The sequence below is a fragment of the Lactococcus petauri genome (genome assembly GCF_023499275.1).
Taxonomy (GTDB): domain Bacteria; phylum Bacillota; class Bacilli; order Lactobacillales; family Streptococcaceae; genus Lactococcus; species Lactococcus petauri.
In genome coordinates this window covers 1,620,837-1,638,474 of the sequence record NZ_CP094882.1, presented here as the reverse complement: position 1 = coordinate 1,638,474, position 17,638 = coordinate 1,620,837, and the positions used below count along the sequence as shown (strand labels likewise).

The following is a 17,638-nucleotide window of genomic DNA, read 5'->3' as shown; positions in this document are numbered from 1 at the left end:
TTAATTTAAGTTATTGAAAATAGAATAAATGAGTCGAATCTTTTTCATAAGTACCTCATTTGACGGTGCTTTTTTTGTATCATTAGGTTAATAAGACTATTAGTGTTATAGTAAGAGTGTTCGTAGGCGTTACTTCACTGCCACGAAGTTTTGACCTCAAATACGGACTCTAGTTATGACGAGTAATTATAACTAGGCTATTCATCAGAAAAGACACCTTCGCATATTGGGTGTCTTTTTGCAAAGTTCGTATAGTCAAACTATTATGCTATATTTAATGTGTTGGACAGCCATACAATCACCAACAATTGAGACAAGCTTTACTTACAGTTTTGTGTCTGTCTTATCCTCTTGTCATGTATACATGTATATCAAGAGCCTTTTATGTTTGAAGAATAATAAAGTATTTTTAATAATATCTGTGAAATTGAATAGAATAAATAAGAAGAGGTCTCTATTCTTTATTGTTGTTGCTTAACCTATAATTGATTTTTCCCTTTAAGCAAATATAAAATGAATAGTCAGATTTTTTTAGTCTCTGTTTTTTTCAGGGGGGAATATGATATACTTTAACTATCAAATATTACAGAGGTAAAGATGCCACCATATGATTATGAGTTTTATCGAAAAAGAAGACACGATCCAAAATGGAGAGTTTTTTATCTAAAGTTAAGAAATAAAAAAATATTAAAAAGAACAATTGTATATATTATATTAGTTATATTGTTGATAGTTTTAGGTTTATTTATAAATTATATTGACGAATATAAAATTTCTTTAAGAGATTTTAATTTAAAAAGCCTTAAAAACTTCTTTAACCATTACATAGAATTATCTAAAAAACTATTTTGGACAGTTATTGATAAAATATCTCACACACTACAACGTAAATGGCAGTAAAAACATCTGATAGAAATTTATTCGATATGATTAGGTATTAATCAATTCTTCTGTTATACTTGGTTTACCGTCAGGTATTAAACACTCACCATACAAACTATTTACAATCCTTGTGGGAAGTGAGTGTTTTCTTGTTAAAATAAAAAGCTTTCTACTTGCGTTGGAGCTTTTTTATTTTATATTAGGTATTTACTATCAATTATGCTATAGTTGACCTGTGTCTCCTTGACATATAAGACCGATTCTTCGTATGTGAATTTCTTCAAAAGTCAGTTGAGTTTCTGATTATTGGTATTTCATTCATGAACGAAGATTTTTTATGTCAATTTGACAAAAACGAATAAGCATGATACTATGTATTAAGTAAGTTTAGTCAAAGTTATATATTTTAAATGTTTTCTTTAACCATAATGATTTACAATCTAGTTGAAAGGAAATATATATACTATGACAAAAGGAACAGTAAAATGGTTTAATGATGCCAAAGGGTTTGGCTTTATTACAGCTGAAGATGGAGCAGATGTGTTCGCACATTTCTCAGAAATCCAAAGTAACGGCTTCAAAAAACTTGAAGAAGGCGAAAAAGTTACATTTGATATGGGCGAAGGTCAACGTGGACCACAAGCTACAAATATTAATAAAGCTTAATTGTAAGGCACTCTTTGGAGTGCTTTTTTTAACCAAAGCACAAGGGAGAATACTATTAGTCTTAAAATATATTGGCGAAAAAATTGTGTTTCTAGTAAGCAGGCACTTTTATGGTTTGAAACTCATAGAATTGCAATAGAATGTATCGAAATTACAAAAATAACTCATAACGAATTGATAAAACTATTATTATTAACGGATGGTGGGTTTGATGATATTTTAAAAAATAGGCGTACAATGAAGGGGAGAACAAAAGCAACCATAAAAACATTAGACGCAATGTCATTTGAAGAAGCCATAGATTACCTCGTGGATCACGTGGAAATACTACAAACTCCAATTATTGTTGATAAAAATCAACTCTTTGCAGGTTTCAATGGAAGCGAAATACGTCAGTTTATCCCAAGTATTAATAGAAAACTAGACATGAGAAGAAATAATGATTAAGGCAATAGAGAATAGAATTATAAAAGGAGAAAAATGTTAAGAAATTTTATACTGAAGAGATGTGAAGAAAAAGTTAAAGTTGAAAATAAACAGCTGAGAGGGATTAATAATAAATTACTCAAAAAAGTGAAACGATTGGAAGTAGAGAATAATATCATTCGAAGTAAGTTTATGAATTTAAAGTAATACGTTTATTGGGAAATTAGGTTAATTTAGTTAAGTGTGCTACAATGAGGATAGTATTTGAATAACATCCATTAAGGTAATGGACTTATATAGATCAATGTTACTTTGTGGAGTTTGTTAGCTTTTATTTATTAACGCGGGATGGAGCAGCTAGGTAGCTCGTCGGGCTCATAACCCGAAGGTCGTAGGTTCAAATCCTACTCCCGCAATATGAAGATGATTTCCCTGCTTCGTCGGGGATTTTTATATTAGTTTGGATATGAAATAATAATTTGTTATATATTTAGAATATATAACTTACGAAGAATACAGAATGGCTGATAAAATACATAAATGTAAAATAGACGAGGAATGAAAGGAGGAGGTATTTGGGAATAGCAAGAACTAAACAACAGATATCAGTAATATTTGAAAAACCATTGAGTTTAGTAAATTATGAATTAGCAACAATGAGGAAAAACATTAATTTTAAAGAATACATATTTGATTCTAGTTATAAAAAACAAACTTATGTAAATATGTACGGATATTATAAATATTTGAATTATTACGAATAAATTGAGTATTAAATATCGATTGACTAAGGTAGAGAAAGTAAGAGTATTATTTTAGTTGAATAATATTTCTATTCAAAGTGAAGTACTTCAGGAGGAGAGAAAATATGCAAAGAGGAGATATAATTACATTATCAAATGGACAAAAAGCAACAATAGTTACTGCAGATACTGATAAATTTAAAAATATTATTATTGTAGAACTTGAAGATCATGATGTACGCGTAGTTGATCGCGAGACTTTAACTCTTGCGCCTGCTAAATACCATGATAATTTTGGCTCTCATAGCAAAATATGGTAATATAAAGCTTTATTTTAAAGTTCTTATTGGACTTGATAAACATAGGCTTTTAAAAAATTAAAGTTAGAAACTAACCAACAAACTAAATTGTGTGTAAATAAAAGTCATTCGGATATATTGGAATGACTTTTATTTTATAGCTTTTATAGAGACCTAGTATATTTCAACCTCTCTATATTTGGAAGGTAAAAAAACTCTTATATCTTCTGCTTTGTAACCGATGAGTAGCTTGTTCTGATCAACTATAAGGGGGCTTCTTAAGATATTAGTATTTTCAAGAATATAATTTACACTTGTGTTAAATGTAGAAGTTTCAATGTGTTTTATTTGATCTATTTTTTTGAGGCTTAGCCTAGTTGTATATTTTAAAATATCAGGAAAGCCATTATCAGTTAAAGAAAGGATATAGACTAGTTCATTTTTTGTTATTAATTCTATTCTCTTTTTCTTAATGTTAATATTATGCTCTCTAAACCATTTTATTGCCTGAACACATGAAGCATTTCCTATATCATAATATAAAGTTATCATTTTATTTTCTATATAAACACATTCTAAAAATCAATACTTAAATTTTTGATTTAATTTCTTTAGAAGTTTAGTATATCAGCTCATTCATGATTTGTAAAATGAACTACGAGATGTTATAAAGCTAGATTGTTTTCGAAAAAATATGGGTTTTGACATTTAGGACAAATGTATTTAATTTGTTATACTAATTATGGTAAATACTTTATGAATACAGGATTGGATAGAAATGAAAAACTTTTTTATTAAAAGGATGATTAAAAATTTAACAGATTTACAAATTATTTTTTTGAGTTTTCTTTTTGTAGTAATATTAGGAGGAAGTATACTAAGCCTTCCGATATCTTCAAAAGCTGGAGAATATACCAGCTTTGTAGATTCTCTTTTTACCGCAATATCGGCCACATGTGTCACTGGATTAGCTGTCCTAGATACAAGTACATACTGGTCTTTTTTTGGTCAAGTTATTATTTTGATTTTGATACAGGTTGGAGGGCTCGGCTTTATGACCTTAGTTGCTAGTATATTTCTATTATTGAATCAAAAAGTATCTATGAAATCAAGAACTGCCCTACAAAAAACATATTCTGTTTCTCATTTAGGTTTTAAAAAATCATTAGTGTTAGGTATACTATTTATTTCATTAATTGCTGAATTTATAGGAAGCGTTTTGCTTTCATTTATTTTTATTCCAGAATATGGATGGCTAAAGGGGGTATGGTTTAGTGTATTTCATTCGGTATCTGCCTATTGTAATGCAGGGTTTGATCTTTTTGGAAATTCTCTTATATCTTACGATCATTCTCCTTACACTATGCTTGTTATTTCATTACTTATAGTATGTGGAAGTTTGGGGTTTATTGTTATCATGGATTTGATAGGATATAAAAAAAGACATAAACTCTCTTTACATTCTAAATTGGCACTTATTGTAACAGGAATTTTAATATTATTTGGGATGTTACTCTTTTTTATCACTCGTTTTTCTTTTTATAAAAGTGATTTTTTAGTTTATTTTGTTCAGAGTCTATTTTTTGCGATTACACCAAGAACTGCTGGATTTGCTATACAAGATTATTCCTCTTTAAGTCAAGCAAGTCTATTTCTAACAATTATTTTGATGACAATTGGAGGAACTTCAGGCTCAACTGCAGGAGGAATAAAAACAACAACAATTGGAGTTTTTATTCTTAATATAAGAGCTGTCATACGAAGAGAGAAACATACAAGATTTGGGAATAGAACTATTCCTCAAAATTTGGTTAAACAATCTTATGAATCTATTTTTTTATACTTTTCTCTTGTAATTATCTCTACTTTTCTTTTATTGGTACTGGAGCCTAATTTAAAACTCGATCAGGTTCTCTTTGAAGTAGTTTCTGCTTTGTCTACAGTAGGACTGAGTATGAATGTAACACCTGAATTAAGTTCTGCAAGCAAAGGATTAATTGGGTTACTTATGTTTATTGGTCGTGTTGGAATATTTACAATCATTTACTCTCTTAATACTAAAAATAGAGAAGAAGCTCTCTATAAATATCCTGAAGAAAACGTAATGGTAGGATAATCTGAATTGATAGATAGTTAAAATATTTAAAAGAAGTATAAGGAGGAATTATGAAAAATAATTATGAATTTACCCCGATAGAGTTTAGGGATAAAATATTACAAGATTTAGAAATTAGAATTAGCGATTCAATAATATTAGTGTGTGCTATTTTAATTGCTTCAATTGGATTAAACATGAATTCTAATGCTGTAGTTATAGGAGCTATGTTAATTTCTCCTGTTATGACACCAATATTAGCCTTAGGATATGGTCTGTCTGTTTTTGACTCTTTTGTAGTAAAAAAGTCTGCTAAATTATTACTCTTAGAAGTAGCGGTCAGCATAATCGTAGCCTCACTTTATTTTATGATATCACCTATCAGTTATCCGAGTAGCGAAATTATTTCAAGAACAAGTCCAACCATCTGGGATGTTATCATCGCTTTTGCAGGTGGAGTGGCAGGAATCATTGGTGCAAGAAAAAAACAAGCTAATAATATTGTTCCAGGAGTGGCAATAGCTACAGCTTTAATGCCTCCTTTATGTACTATTGGGTATTCAATTTCAGTATTAAAATGGGAATATTTTTTAGGGGCGTCTTATTTATTTGTTATCAATAGTGCTTTCATTATCATTGCGACAGTTATTGGTATCAGAGTGATGAAATTTCCAGTACACTATAAAGTGAGTATAAACAAAAACAGAATTAACCTTTTCTTGTTAGTAATTTCTATATTAATCATGATCCCAAGTATTATTTCTGCTTCATCTTTAGTTCAGGATAGTGTTCGTAAATATACCATTAACAATTTTTTGAAAAATGAATTTAAAGATTATGTTATTTTGGATCAGAATTATAAAAACTCGCAGAATAAGCTTGTTTTAACAGTGTCTGGTAAAGAAATAAATGCCTCTAAAATGAATAATTTAAAAGAAAGTTTATCTAGTTATGGGCTAAAAAAAGTGACATTAGAGGTAATTCAAATACCAGAATTAGGAAATTTAAAGGGCAAGGAACTTTCTAAGTATCTAGATCAATATATACAAAATAAGTTAAATGAAAACACTGACAAGAATATTGAAAGTAAAAAAGAAAAAAATGATAGTTCAAAATAGATTAACGAATAAGTCTCCAGTATTTTTTGTTTTATTTAAGTAAGGTTGCTTATAATTTAAGAAGTGTTGAACTTCTCGCATTACGCCGCGAGAAGTTTTTTTATTTTAAGATGAGAGAGGGTAGTAGCATTTAATAGTTGGTTTATCGCGTGCAACAATACTATACAGATCATAAGATATTGAAAATTAGATGTTTTGTGGTACTAATCACTATTGATAATTGGTTATAAAGTTTTAGAATATAATAAGTTAGACCATTATGGTAAAATGAATTTAACGTCCCAAGAGGTTTAGTAAATAAGCGATTTTAGGACTATAAAATTATTATTAACCAAAAAACTAACCAAGCAATTAAAATGTGTGTAATAAAATTTATAAAATAAAGAGTCGTTAGAAATTTCTAACGACTTTTTACTTTGTAAATATAGAGATGAGGTATATAAATTTTATCTCAATGGCTTTTTATTTTGTACACATTATGGGTAAAATAAGTTTCAAATATTTCTTCAAATTATTTGCCTTAGAGTACACTCCATGGTTTATAATAAAACGAGGAGGTATTCGTGATGAATATTAAAAAAGTAGCTGAAATGTTTGATTTGAGTGTAGATACATTGCGCTATTATGAACGTGTGGGAGTAATCCCACCAATACATCGTAACTCAAGTGGTTATAGGGACTACACAACAAATGATTTAAATTGGATTTACTTAGCTAAAAGTTTACGAAATGCAGGATTATCAGTGGAGTCATTAATTGAGTTCGCTTATTTAGCTCAAATACGAGAAAAAGAAAATGTTGAGGAAGCTCAAAAACAGATTTTGGTTGATCAACTGGAAGAGTTAGATAAGAAACTCTATGAAATGCATGAAGTACGAGATTTACTTGTTTATAAAATAGAAACGTATGATGAGCATATTGCAAAATTTAAAGCAGGTAAACTGGACTCTGATAAAGCAGAAAAACTATGGGAAAGAAAAAAATAATGCATTTCTCTTGCTATAGACCTAACTTCAAGGTTTATAATGAAGATGTTAAAATAAAGTTTTTAAAGGAGAACTAACATGGAAACAATTAAATTAAATAATGGTGTTGAAATGCCTCAATTAGGATTTGGTGTTTATCAAATTCCGTTAGAGGAAACTTCTGAAGCTGTTTATCAAGCAATAAAGGTAGGTTATCGTTTGATTGATACAGCTGCTATTTATGGGAATGAAAAAGAAACTGGTGAGGGAATTAAACGAGCAATTGATGAAGGACTTGTAAGACGAGAAGATTTATTTGTTACTTCGAAATTATTTATTTTACAAGCCCCAGAAGAAAAAGCATTTGCGACTATTGAGCATTCTCTTAAAATTATGAATCTAGATTATATTGATTTATACCTGATTCATCAACCATACGGCGATGTTTATGGAGCTTGGCGTGCAATGGTAGCTGCACAAAAATCAGGAAAATTACGTTCAATCGGGATATCAAATTTTAAATCATCTAAAATGATTGAATTTGTTGGATTAAATAGGGTAAAACCACAGATTAATCAAATTGAAGTGAATCCTTGGAATCAACGTATTGAAGATCAAGAATGGCATGAAAAATATGGGGTACAAATTGAAGCTTGGGCTCCATTTGCTGAAGGACATCATGATTTATTCACTAACCCTTTGCTTTCAGAAATCGGGAGTCAATATAACAAAACAGTGGGACAAGTTGTTCTTCGTTGGTTAATGCAAAGAGGGATAGTCGCTTTAGCAAAATCGGTTCGTCCAGAAAGGATGGCTGAGAATATTGACATTTTTGATTTCAAACTATCACAAGAAGATATTGAAAAAATAGGAACTCTAGATATGAAAGAATCAGCTTTCTTTGACCACGATGCGCCACAACAAGTAGCATGGTTTATGAATCGGATGATGGAAACAGAAAAATGATAAAAAATATATTAGTTATAGGTGCAGGAGGACAAACACCGAACTATATGAGAAAGTAGGAATTATGATGGCAAAGCGAAAGTAGTACGTTTTTCTATGGTAGAAGGTTTATGTAACGTATTAGAGTAACAACTAGGAAATTTACTAGATTAGAGAGAAATATACTTGAAGCCTATTGGTTTAGTACCAGTAGTTTTTTTGTTTATAAAGTAAATATATATTTTTTGATAAACGAAAAACAATTATTGTAAATCAATAAAAAAGCTTGACAATCAATTCATGGTATTATATAATACAAAATAAAAAAAGAAATAAAGGAGATAAAAACTATTAAGTAATCTTTGAGGTACTGAAGTACATAGATCCAACATGGATATAAAAAATATTGGAGAAAAGATTATAAAATAATATAAAGGAAATACTGTTGATACCGTTATAAGTAATTGCTTAATTAATGAAATGATAAATATAAAGAGTGGAAGTAATCACAAGTCAGTAGTCACAAAATTCTCTGTAGTGACTCTACTCTCCCTGAAACAGGATCAGAAGATAGATTAAAGATATCTATAATGGGCTTTGTTGAATTTGCATTATTAGCAGGAATCACATTTTATTGGGAAACCAAAAGACAAACATGTACATAAGTAATTTATATAAAGGAAAAATACTATGCATATATTAGAGCTAAAAAATATAAAGAAATCCTATTTTCTTGGTAAAGAAGAATTCCCTGTTTTAAAAGGAATTAACTTGAATTTTGATAGAGGTGAATTTATTAGCCTACTTGGGGAGTCAGGTGGCGGTAAGTCAACTTTAATGAATATCATTGGGGGACTTGATAGAAATTATGATGGAGACGTTATTGTTGACGGTATCGCTCAAAAGAGAAAAAAAGAAAAAGATATGGATAACTATCGTCGAGATACTATAGGGTTCATTTTCCAATCTTTTAATCTGATTAGCTATTTAAGTGTATTAGACAACGTTCTTATTAGTCTTAAGATGACTAACCTTTCCGAAAAAGAAAGATATACGCGAGCCATTGAACTAACAAAACAGGTTGGCTTATATGATCATCGAAAGAAAACACCCTCCCAACTTTCAGGTGGTCAAAAGCAACGTGTAGCAATCGCTCGGGCATTAGCATCAGATCCTGAAATAATTCTTGCGGATGAGCCAACTGGTGCATTAGACTCGCAAAATACTAAAGAAGTATTAGCTTTATTAAGTGAGATTGCAGCATCAGGTAAAACAGTAATTGTTGTGACTCACTCACAAGAAGTAGCTGATTTTGGGACACGTATTATTCGATTATCCGACGGGAAAATCATTGGGGACGAGAGGTTAAAAGATTCTTATCAAGTTGTAAAGAAGAGACGTATACAATCTAAGGTGCTTTCAAGAAGTGAAATATTTAAAACTGCTCTCAAACATTTTATTCACACATGGAAGCTCAACTTACTTATAGCAATTGGTACAGCTATTGGTTTATTCTCCGTTATCTTTTTCTTGGGATTAGGGAATGGTGTCACAAATTATATGAACCATATAATGAATTCAAGTATTAATCCGAATGTTGTGACAGTATTTAAACGTACAACTAAAGATGATAAATTAAGCAATGATGATGCACTAAAACAAGCTCAACAAAATATTGGAACTTCTAAAGGAAACATGAATTCAACTTACATTAATAAGTTAAAATCAATTGATAATGTAAGAAAAGTAGAGCCCACTTTTGCGCTGACAAGTTCAGGAACTATCCAATATGGCAATAAGAATAAGTCAAGCTTATTCTCTATCTCAAGCTGGACTGAATCTAATATAAATGATGAATATAGTGAAGGACGAAAACCGAAATCTGGAGAGATTGCTATTCATGAAAGAGAAGCAAAAGCATTGAGTCCCGATTATAAATCCTTAGTTGGCCAAACTATTCATATAAATTTTGAAGCTAAATCTCAAGAAGGAACAGTCCGCCCTATATCTAGTGATTTTAAAGTCTCGGGCCTTCTAAAAGATTCTAAGAATACAACTGCAGATGAACCAGAAAGTGTTATTATAGATTACTTGACACTAGAAACCCTATTATCTTCAGCGTCTGCAGATAGCCAGCCAAATTACGCTGTAATTACTGTTGATGAAGTTAAAAATGTTAAAAAATCTACTGAAGATGTACAAGAAATAACAATTAACGGGCAGAAAGCCTTTGTGACATATTCTCCTACAGAATTTGTGGAATTATTTACAAACCTCACAAATGTTGTTAGTCGTCTTCTTGCAGCAATTGCTGGTATTAGTTTAATTGTGTCTATCTTTATGATTATTGTCACAACTTATATGAGTGTATCTGAACGTACCAAAGAAATAGGTGTGATTCGTGCATTGGGTGGAAGAAAAAAAGATATTTCTCGTCTTTTTACAGCTGAAAGCTTTATTCTTGGACTGTCATCGGCCATGCTTGCGATTGGTGTCGCCTATTTGGGAGAGATTATAACTAATGCAGCATTGTCTGACTTCCTAAAAGGGGAACGTATTGTTCAAATTTCTATAGGTAATGTAATTTTTGCAATGATTATTGCTGTCTTGATAGCACTTCTTGCAAGTCTTGCACCAAGTAATCGTGCCGCACGTCTTAATACAATAGAAGCTTTATCAATTGATTGAAATGATAGTAATCAGTAAAAGATAAAACTCCGTAAACAATTTCTAGGTATAAAAGTAAAATGTAGCACAATTTCCATTCTTAAGATATGTAGAATACTTCTAGAGTATGTTACTTCCCTGATAGTTATTACGGTATGGAATTGAATATTTAAAAACATAACCGAAGGAACAGAAAAATGAAAAATGTATTTATAGTATTTATAGCTTTAATAATATTGATAGGGTTGAGTGGATATTCTTGGTATGATTCAAGTTATAGAGGAATAATCTACTATTCTGAGGTTTATAAAGGGATTAAACCAGTAGAGGAGAGGGTGCAACATAAAGGAAATAGAGTTGTTCAATATACTTACTATTTAAGAGGTTTTGATGAAAAAGGAAAAAGTCAACAGCTGAAATTTAGTACTATTTCTAAAGTTAAATCAGGTATATATTTACAAGTTTTTTTAAATAAAAATAGAAAAGTAACAAGTTGGGTAGCATGTGATAGATCTGAGATACCGAGACATATACTGGAAAAAATCGATTAATTGACAAGTTAGATTACGGTTTATTTTCTTAGACTTCATGATAAATATTCAAAATAAATCAATATTTTCAAAGTAACAAACAATAATTTCATTTGAGTCCAAGAGATTACAATTAAATTTATGAAAGTATTCTCTTCTTACTTTAAAAATAAAATATTATGCGAAAAGATATTAACAAAATAAAAAACGCTAATTTAGGCGTTTTTTATTTTGTTTTATATAATATTGTTCCATGACAAGTTGTTCAAGCAAATGATTATATGTGGAGTGTGCATATTCTAGTTCTAAAACTAGTTCTTGAGAGGTTTTACATTGTAGATACTTATGACATTCACTTTGATTGAGGGATATACCACTACTCATTTTTATGAAAATGTTTTTAGAAACTTCATCTTGCTTTTTTTGTGAAATAATTGTTTTGAGCTCGTAAGAAGCTCTTTTTTCACCTTCTCTAAGTCTTAATATATAGTCCAGTGCTTGGTGATAATTCATTTTCAGTATATGCTGGAAATAATTGAGTAATCGATTGTGCATAGCTGATTTACTCATGTTCGTTTTAGAACACATGGAGTGAAATGTTGATTTTTGAAGTATAAATGTTTCCAATTGTTCTGTTGAACAAAAGAGTAGTGAAGCAATAACATTAGCTTCATCTTCCAAAGGTATCATTTCTGATGGGTATACTCCAGAAAATTTTGAAGCAAAAATTAAGTGTTTCTTCTGATTGGTATTATGAAAGTGCAAGTGAACTAATTCATGTAAGATTGTAAAAATTATTCGTTGCTTAGGCATGACTTGATTAAGCATAATAATAATTTTATTGTTATGCTTATTTGGTATAGTTACACCTGATATTTTACTAGCTAGATCATCGTCAAGAAATTTTAATTTTTCATTTCTAACTAGGTCTTTATGCTTAATTAAATCAGTCGAGGGAATAATTTTACTGTTTCTCTTTACTTCGAAGAAAGTAAAAAGAATATCGTAAGTATTTTCAAAATAAGAAATAATATCAGAGTAAATAATATATTTCTTCTTTTTGTTTGAATAGCTTGCAATATCATCTAATAACATTGAAGCCATCCCCATATACTCTTTGTATGATGAAGCACTAACTTTTCTGTACTCAATACTTACCATATAAAAATTGCTTTCTATTTTTTCCAGTTAGAATCATCATCAAATAATTCTCTTGCAATTTTCATCATGTTTTTGACAGATTCATTAAACTTAGCTTGTTCTTCTTTAGTCATATCTTCGCTTTCCATACGAAAAGCAGCAAGAAGCTCATTTTCTTCTTCAGTTAATTTATTATCTATTTTATTTTTTTCACGTCCAAGAAGATAGTCGGTACTTACACCAAAATATTCTGCAATCTCTGCAGTACGTTTTGCAGAAGGATTCTTTCCTTTTTTATAATCGTTGAGTGCATTTCTTGGATAATTTAATTCTTTTTCAATTTGATTAAAAGACTTTGATTTTTCATCCGCGAGTGTTTTGAGACGGTCATAGAACGTCATAAGGACTTCCTCCATAATATTATTTATAAAAAATTTAACAAAATTCTTGACATTCTGTAGGTAATAGTCTATAATTACAAATGTAGGTATAAGCCTACAAAGTGAATAAGCAAATAGCCCCAATAAATGGAGCATTTGCAACATTATAAATAACTCAATTAAGTAAAACAAAAAAGTTAAACCTAATTATGCTACTAATAGTACATGAACACTACTATTATAGCATGAAGAAGTAATTGCTTCAAGTGTGATTAATTGACTGATGGTGGGTACGCAACAGTAAAGTGAGATAATGTGTACAATCTGCAGGTGAATGAAAGATACGACTGAGCGGAGCAACTTCAGAGAGAGAGGAGAGCCTAGAAAATCTGAAGGAGTATAAAGGTGGCAGGAAACTGTCCTTTGGGATATAGGATTCATGCTAGCATTATGCAATAGCAGAAGAACTCGTGTGAATCGGAAACCAAACCAACTTTCATTGTGTTTGTTATCCTAAAAGTCCGTGCCTTTCTTGCTCTTGGTGACAAGAGGTTAACAAGTCACTCAAACAAAAAACTAATAAGACTGCTGAGTTTCAGGGTATAATATCCACGCTTTCTCAGCTAAAACAAAAATATTTAAAGAAATAGTGATAATGTTGAACGATTGATTACATTATCTGGATATTGAGTTTCAGGGTATCTTCCACGCTTTCTCAATTCAATCAAAAATATCTAAAGAAAAGAAAGAATATCTGACCTTCTGAAATAATAGATAGGGCTTGTTCTGAAAAACAGTAAAAACTTAAGTCAATGAACAACTAAATAGATTGTGTTTGTTCTTTTTATTTATAAAGAGAAACTTAAGTCAATGAGTTACTCCTAGAGTAATGTTTGTTTTACTGGCAGTAATGTATGATGAAGATATTTTAATAGTATATGTTATAAATTTTAAAAAATCGGCTTTTATAGCTGATTTTATAATGACTGTTAGTTTAATGTAAAATACCTTTGGTTTTCATCAGAGTACCAAAGAAAATATAGGTTCGATTCCTGTACGGTCAATAGTGAATGCTTAAAGGCTTCGCTGCTCTCTTTCTTCTTGGTCGTTGAAAGAGCTTTTTTTGTTTTTCAAACCTTGAACTATTTGCTAGTACGGCAGACGGAGGGCGGTAGTCGATAAGCAATGAAAATCAAAAGTATAACGCAAAGATAAAATCTAAAAGAAAGTAGGACAGTTTATAGAGTTATAAAGCTATGGTATAATCAAAGTAGAAAAAGTAAAGGAGATAAGTTATGGCTATGCTGAATATATCACGTGAGGAAATGGTTACCATTTCTAAAAGAGAATATGACGATATGCAGGATGAACTGCGAAAACTCCGTAATCAAGTTATCCTAGATGGTAAACTTATGGAGGGCTTATCTTCTGTGTACAGAGAAGGGACAGTAGATGCTGATGAAGCATTGGGAAGATTAGGGGCTGAAAAATTTGAAGGTAAAATTATCTGGGAAAGCTGAACAAGATTTGGCACGACTGGAAGAATTTATCGCATATCAAACACGGTCAAAACGAGTATTAGCTCGATTTAAAAGAGAGTTTGAAAGTGCAAAAAATTCGATTTCAAAGAATCCTTCGGGTTATCCCTTAGTTGAAAATAACAATATAATAAGACAAAAATACCAATGGAGATATTGGTATTTTTTTATTGATTATTCAGATGAAGTCGTCATTCAAAGGATTTTTCATGAGAGTGAGGATTGGCTGAATAATTTAGAATGAGAGAGGAAACTATTTGATAGAAATAGAGCGGCGTTGCAATTTGATATATGATAATTTTCATATGGACTGTTGTTTACGTTATGACCAAAGAACAGCCTTGCAATTGTCGTATAAAAAAGCGATAGATCAGCTACAAAAAATAAAAGCTTCCAGTAATGACTGGGGCTTTTTGAATGCAGAACGGACTTTAACACGTGTTAAAGCAACATATAAAAAATTTATGTTTTAAGTAAATATGATTTGTGATTATTATGAAGTATCAAACGAAGAGGAAGAAAATGTTTCTTTAGTGATTGTGTTAATGGCTATAGTCATCTCAATTGTGTTATTACCATTATTAATTTTCAAATTCATATTTAACCTAAAAAAATGATGTCCTAACTTTGTCTGCTATGACATTAACTAGCAAAAAAAATTAATCTTAAGGAGAAAAAAATGATTAAATTTCCAATTAAAGCCAAAAAATTACTCGGTGAGAAAATCATCGTAGATAAAAATGTTACAGTTGAAGCAAAACGTGGTGTTGAGCAAGGTTATACTCGTTACCATGCTTCAAGTAAAGAACAGCCAGAAGGTTTTGAAATTCGTGTAGAAGGTTCTAATGCTGCAAAACCTACACGCCGTCAAGAAGTTGTTTTGACAGATGTTAAGCTGGCACAAGTTCGTAACCGTACCCAAAAAGGGAAATTTGTTTATGAATATGTTGTTTACGCTGAATCATTGAAATTAGTTTAAAAAGGGGAAATATATATGACATTGAAATTAAGTACAGTATTTGAAAAACAAAATGTATTGACTGAAGAAATCGCAGATTTTGACAAAGGGCTTGGAAAACTTACTTTCCAAACTGCTGTGCCACAAATGGTTTATGAAGATTATGAAGCTGAAGAAGGTGAAATTAAACGCCGCCCAACCAATGTCGTTGACTATTATGAAGTGAAACTTTATTCTGAAGCACTTGGTGAACAAATTGAAGTTAAAATGCCTGAATCCACAAAATTTGATGGTATTGAATTTGAAGATGAAGTCAAACTCGGCAATCGTTCTGCTTTCTTCTGGAATGATAAAGAAGTGACGACTTACAATGGTCAAACACGTACAAATTACTATGATGGTGTGAAGTTCCGTGCCGATAGTATTGAAAAAGCAAGCAAAGTTAATCACTCCAATCAAACTGCTGCTCCAAAAACTGAAAATAAATCAGAAAATAAAGCTGCAGACCAAAAATAATAGCCTATGGGACAAAAAAATGTGTCTAAGGGTTCTCGTTTAAGACTGTCTGATAAATATGACCGTCAAAGTTTTGTAGGCATTGTAGGGCTTATTTTGAGTAGTCCTAGTGCAGCTTTTTATAAAGATTTTCAAGCAATGGATTCTAAAATGCTCGCTCTTGTTTTGACAGGCGTTTTTTTTGTTGCTTTTTCTTTGGGATTTGGATTGCTTGTATTCACGTATGGTCATTTTAGAAGTTTTTCTATGAAAAATTATAAACGGCTCTTATTGAATTATTTGGTGCAACACAGTCTTATTGAGAAAGTGACGGTTAAAACAGATAAAGGAACAAGGGAACGGCATAAACTTGCTCGAATCTATGTAAAACAGCCCAATTCTTATGAGTTACACACTTATTTTCCAATTGATGGAGGTACACATCAAGAAAAATTCTTATCTCTTTCTGCAGAATTAGAAACAACCTTCTTTGCGGACTTTCAAGAACAAAATTTTATTGATGAAAATAGGATTTTGGCTAAAAGGTCTTATGTAGAATATGTGTTTGCGATTGATGGAGAACGAAATAGAATTGGTGTTGATGATGTTGTTATCGATAAGAAATTAGGTTTGAAACTCATGAATGGGGTGTACTGGAATTATGAATCAGACCCACATTTACTGATTGCAGGCGGTACAGGGGGAGGTAAGACAGTACTCTTAATGTCCTTACTCTCAGCCTTGGCTCGTGTAGGTAGAGTGAGTATCTGTGACCCTAAGCGTTCAGATTTTGTTGGTTTAATGGATGTTCCAGTTTTTAAAGACCGTGTTTTCATCGATAAAGAAAGTATGATGAATTGCTTAAGGCAAGCAGTTGAATTTATGGATCAGCGCTATGATACCATGACCAGTCATCCAGAATATAAGCCAGGCAAACGATATTCAGATTATGGATTGCCTCCTGACTTTATTCTTTTTGATGAATGGGCAGCCTTCATTGCAAGTTTATCTTATCAAGAATATGATGAAGTGATTCAATGGGTCACTCAAATTGTCTTAAAAGGTCGTGCTTCAGGTGTATTTCTTATCTTAGCTATGCAACGCCCTGATGGGGAATACCTTAAAACAGCGTTACGTGATAACTTCATGAAACGTTTGGCGGTTGGTCGTTTAACGGCTTCAGGTTATCGTATGATTTTTGGGGATGAAAACGAAAAGAAAACCTTTAAATATATTAAAGGGAAAATCGGTCGTGGCTATGTTTCAAATAACGGTGAGTTGGCACGTGAATTTTATAGTCCACTTGTGCCTATTGCGGAAGGTTATGATTTTATCTCAGAACTTGCAAAACTTCCTGTGTTGGAAGAAGTTCAACCTGTTCAGCTAGAAGCACCTCCTATCTCAAATATTGAGCAGGAACGTGCTGAAGCAGGACAATTAGAAGATAAAACTTATACCATCACATCTTTAAGCCGCAAATTGGAACAGCCAAATAAAACTGTAAAAACAGTGATTGAGCGTTTAGCTGCAGGGGGCTTTTCTATTCGAGAGGAAGCTCCTTATACTGAAGATGATTATTATGCCATTCAGGCTGTCTTTTCTGCCAAAGAAGCAGGAGAGTTGACCTTGAAGGCGGCTATTGATGAAATCTTGGCGGATGAAGCGGAGTACAAAAAAGATTTTGAAAATTTCAATAAGCCTACGGCTTAGATTTATTCAAAAAAATTGATAAAACCTGCAGTCGGCTGTGCGTAAATTATAGGACTTGTCCGTCTGTCCGAAGGACGACTT

Annotated in this window: 19 protein-coding genes and 1 tRNA gene; 17 read left to right on the top strand and 3 right to left on the bottom strand. The window is 31.3% G+C overall.

The window, feature by feature from the left end; translation table 11 throughout:
* Positions 1-597 precede the first annotated feature (597 nt).
* The 5 genes from lgb_RS07950 to lgb_RS07930 all read left to right on the top strand — a co-directional run bounded on the left by lgb_RS07950 (position 598) and on the right by lgb_RS07930 (position 3,037).
* Complete coding sequence (locus lgb_RS07950) at positions 598-900, top strand: hypothetical protein (RefSeq protein ID WP_019294103.1); 303 nt, start codon at positions 598-600, stop codon at positions 898-900.
* Between the two features lie 447 nt (positions 901-1,347).
* A complete protein-coding gene (locus lgb_RS07945) occupies positions 1,348-1,548 on the top strand; it encodes a cold-shock protein (protein ID WP_014025159.1) in 201 nt (66 codons plus the stop codon).
* Positions 1,549-1,602: 54 nt separating this feature from the next.
* Positions 1,603-1,995 (top strand): ArsC/Spx/MgsR family protein, encoded by a 393-nt coding sequence (locus lgb_RS07940; RefSeq protein WP_308203557.1) that lies wholly within the window; start codon positions 1,603-1,605, stop codon positions 1,993-1,995.
* Positions 1,996-2,316: 321 nt separating this feature from the next.
* Positions 2,317-2,390 (top strand) — tRNA-Met (locus lgb_RS07935).
* A gap of 452 nt (positions 2,391-2,842) precedes the next feature.
* Positions 2,843-3,037, top strand: a complete 195-nt coding sequence (locus tag lgb_RS07930; RefSeq protein WP_003134280.1) for a hypothetical protein — start codon at positions 2,843-2,845, stop codon at positions 3,035-3,037.
* A gap of 153 nt (positions 3,038-3,190) precedes the next feature.
* On the opposite strand, the gene lgb_RS07925 is transcribed toward lgb_RS07930, so the two are convergent.
* Positions 3,191-3,568 (bottom strand): ArsC/Spx/MgsR family protein, encoded by a 378-nt coding sequence (locus lgb_RS07925; RefSeq protein ID WP_019294102.1) that lies wholly within the window; start codon positions 3,566-3,568, stop codon positions 3,191-3,193.
* Between the two features lie 226 nt (positions 3,569-3,794).
* On the opposite strand from lgb_RS07925, the gene lgb_RS07920 reads away from it, so the two are divergent.
* The 6 genes from lgb_RS07920 (at position 3,795) to lgb_RS07895 (ending at position 11,357) form a co-directional block, all read left to right on the top strand.
* Positions 3,795-5,132: a TrkH family potassium uptake protein gene (locus lgb_RS07920; RefSeq protein WP_019294101.1), complete on the top strand. Its 1,338-nt coding sequence runs from the start codon at positions 3,795-3,797 to the stop codon at positions 5,130-5,132.
* Positions 5,133-5,182: 50 nt separating this feature from the next.
* Positions 5,183-6,229 carry a DUF389 domain-containing protein gene (locus lgb_RS07915; RefSeq protein WP_019294100.1) on the top strand — a complete coding sequence of 349 codons (1,047 nt, stop codon included), beginning with the start codon at positions 5,183-5,185 and terminating at the stop codon, positions 6,227-6,229.
* A 566-nt stretch (positions 6,230-6,795) separates the two neighbouring features.
* Positions 6,796-7,215, top strand: coding sequence for a MerR family transcriptional regulator (locus lgb_RS07910; RefSeq protein WP_019294099.1), 420 nt, complete (start codon positions 6,796-6,798; stop codon positions 7,213-7,215).
* A gap of 78 nt (positions 7,216-7,293) precedes the next feature.
* Positions 7,294-8,160, top strand: a complete 867-nt coding sequence (locus tag lgb_RS07905; protein WP_019294098.1) for an aldo/keto reductase — start codon at positions 7,294-7,296, stop codon at positions 8,158-8,160.
* A gap of 669 nt (positions 8,161-8,829) precedes the next feature.
* Positions 8,830-10,827, top strand: coding sequence for an ABC transporter ATP-binding protein/permease (locus tag lgb_RS07900; protein WP_019294097.1), 1,998 nt, complete (start codon positions 8,830-8,832; stop codon positions 10,825-10,827).
* Positions 10,828-11,003: 176 nt separating this feature from the next.
* Positions 11,004-11,357, top strand: coding sequence for a YxeA family protein (locus lgb_RS07895; RefSeq protein WP_019294096.1), 354 nt, complete (start codon positions 11,004-11,006; stop codon positions 11,355-11,357).
* Positions 11,358-11,546: 189 nt separating this feature from the next.
* Here lgb_RS07895 and lgb_RS07890 read toward each other — a convergent pair whose 3' ends face one another.
* Complete coding sequence (locus lgb_RS07890; RefSeq protein WP_029345860.1) at positions 11,547-12,497, bottom strand: ImmA/IrrE family metallo-endopeptidase; 951 nt, start codon at positions 12,495-12,497, stop codon at positions 11,547-11,549.
* A gap of 14 nt (positions 12,498-12,511) precedes the next feature.
* Positions 12,512-12,877: a helix-turn-helix domain-containing protein gene (locus lgb_RS07885; protein WP_019293429.1), complete on the bottom strand. Its 366-nt coding sequence runs from the start codon at positions 12,875-12,877 to the stop codon at positions 12,512-12,514.
* A gap of 1,274 nt (positions 12,878-14,151) precedes the next feature.
* Between lgb_RS07885 and lgb_RS07880 the strand changes: the two genes are divergently transcribed.
* The 6 genes from lgb_RS07880 to lgb_RS07855 all read left to right on the top strand — a co-directional run bounded on the left by lgb_RS07880 (position 14,152) and on the right by lgb_RS07855 (position 17,557).
* Positions 14,152-14,376 carry a hypothetical protein gene (locus tag lgb_RS07880; RefSeq protein WP_019293431.1) on the top strand — a complete coding sequence of 75 codons (225 nt, stop codon included), beginning with the start codon at positions 14,152-14,154 and terminating at the stop codon, positions 14,374-14,376.
* The gene (locus lgb_RS07875) at positions 14,348-14,638 is read left to right on the top strand and encodes a type II toxin-antitoxin system RelE/ParE family toxin (RefSeq protein ID WP_019293432.1); all 291 of its coding nucleotides are present in this window, start codon (positions 14,348-14,350) and stop codon (positions 14,636-14,638) included. Before lgb_RS07880 ends, lgb_RS07875 begins: the two co-directional genes overlap by 29 nt.
* Before the next feature lie 61 nt (positions 14,639-14,699).
* Positions 14,700-14,867: a hypothetical protein gene (locus tag lgb_RS07870; RefSeq protein ID WP_227671660.1), complete on the top strand. Its 168-nt coding sequence runs from the start codon at positions 14,700-14,702 to the stop codon at positions 14,865-14,867.
* 206 nt (positions 14,868-15,073) lie between these two features.
* Positions 15,074-15,373, top strand: coding sequence for a hypothetical protein (locus lgb_RS07865; protein WP_019293434.1), 300 nt, complete (start codon positions 15,074-15,076; stop codon positions 15,371-15,373).
* A 15-nt stretch (positions 15,374-15,388) separates the two neighbouring features.
* On the top strand, positions 15,389-15,868 hold the full coding sequence (locus lgb_RS07860; RefSeq protein WP_019293435.1) for a DUF961 family protein: 480 nt from the start codon (positions 15,389-15,391) through the stop codon (positions 15,866-15,868).
* A 6-nt stretch (positions 15,869-15,874) separates the two neighbouring features.
* Complete coding sequence (locus lgb_RS07855; protein ID WP_064305332.1) at positions 15,875-17,557, top strand: FtsK/SpoIIIE domain-containing protein; 1,683 nt, start codon at positions 15,875-15,877, stop codon at positions 17,555-17,557.
* The last annotated feature ends 81 nt before the right edge of the window (positions 17,558-17,638 follow it).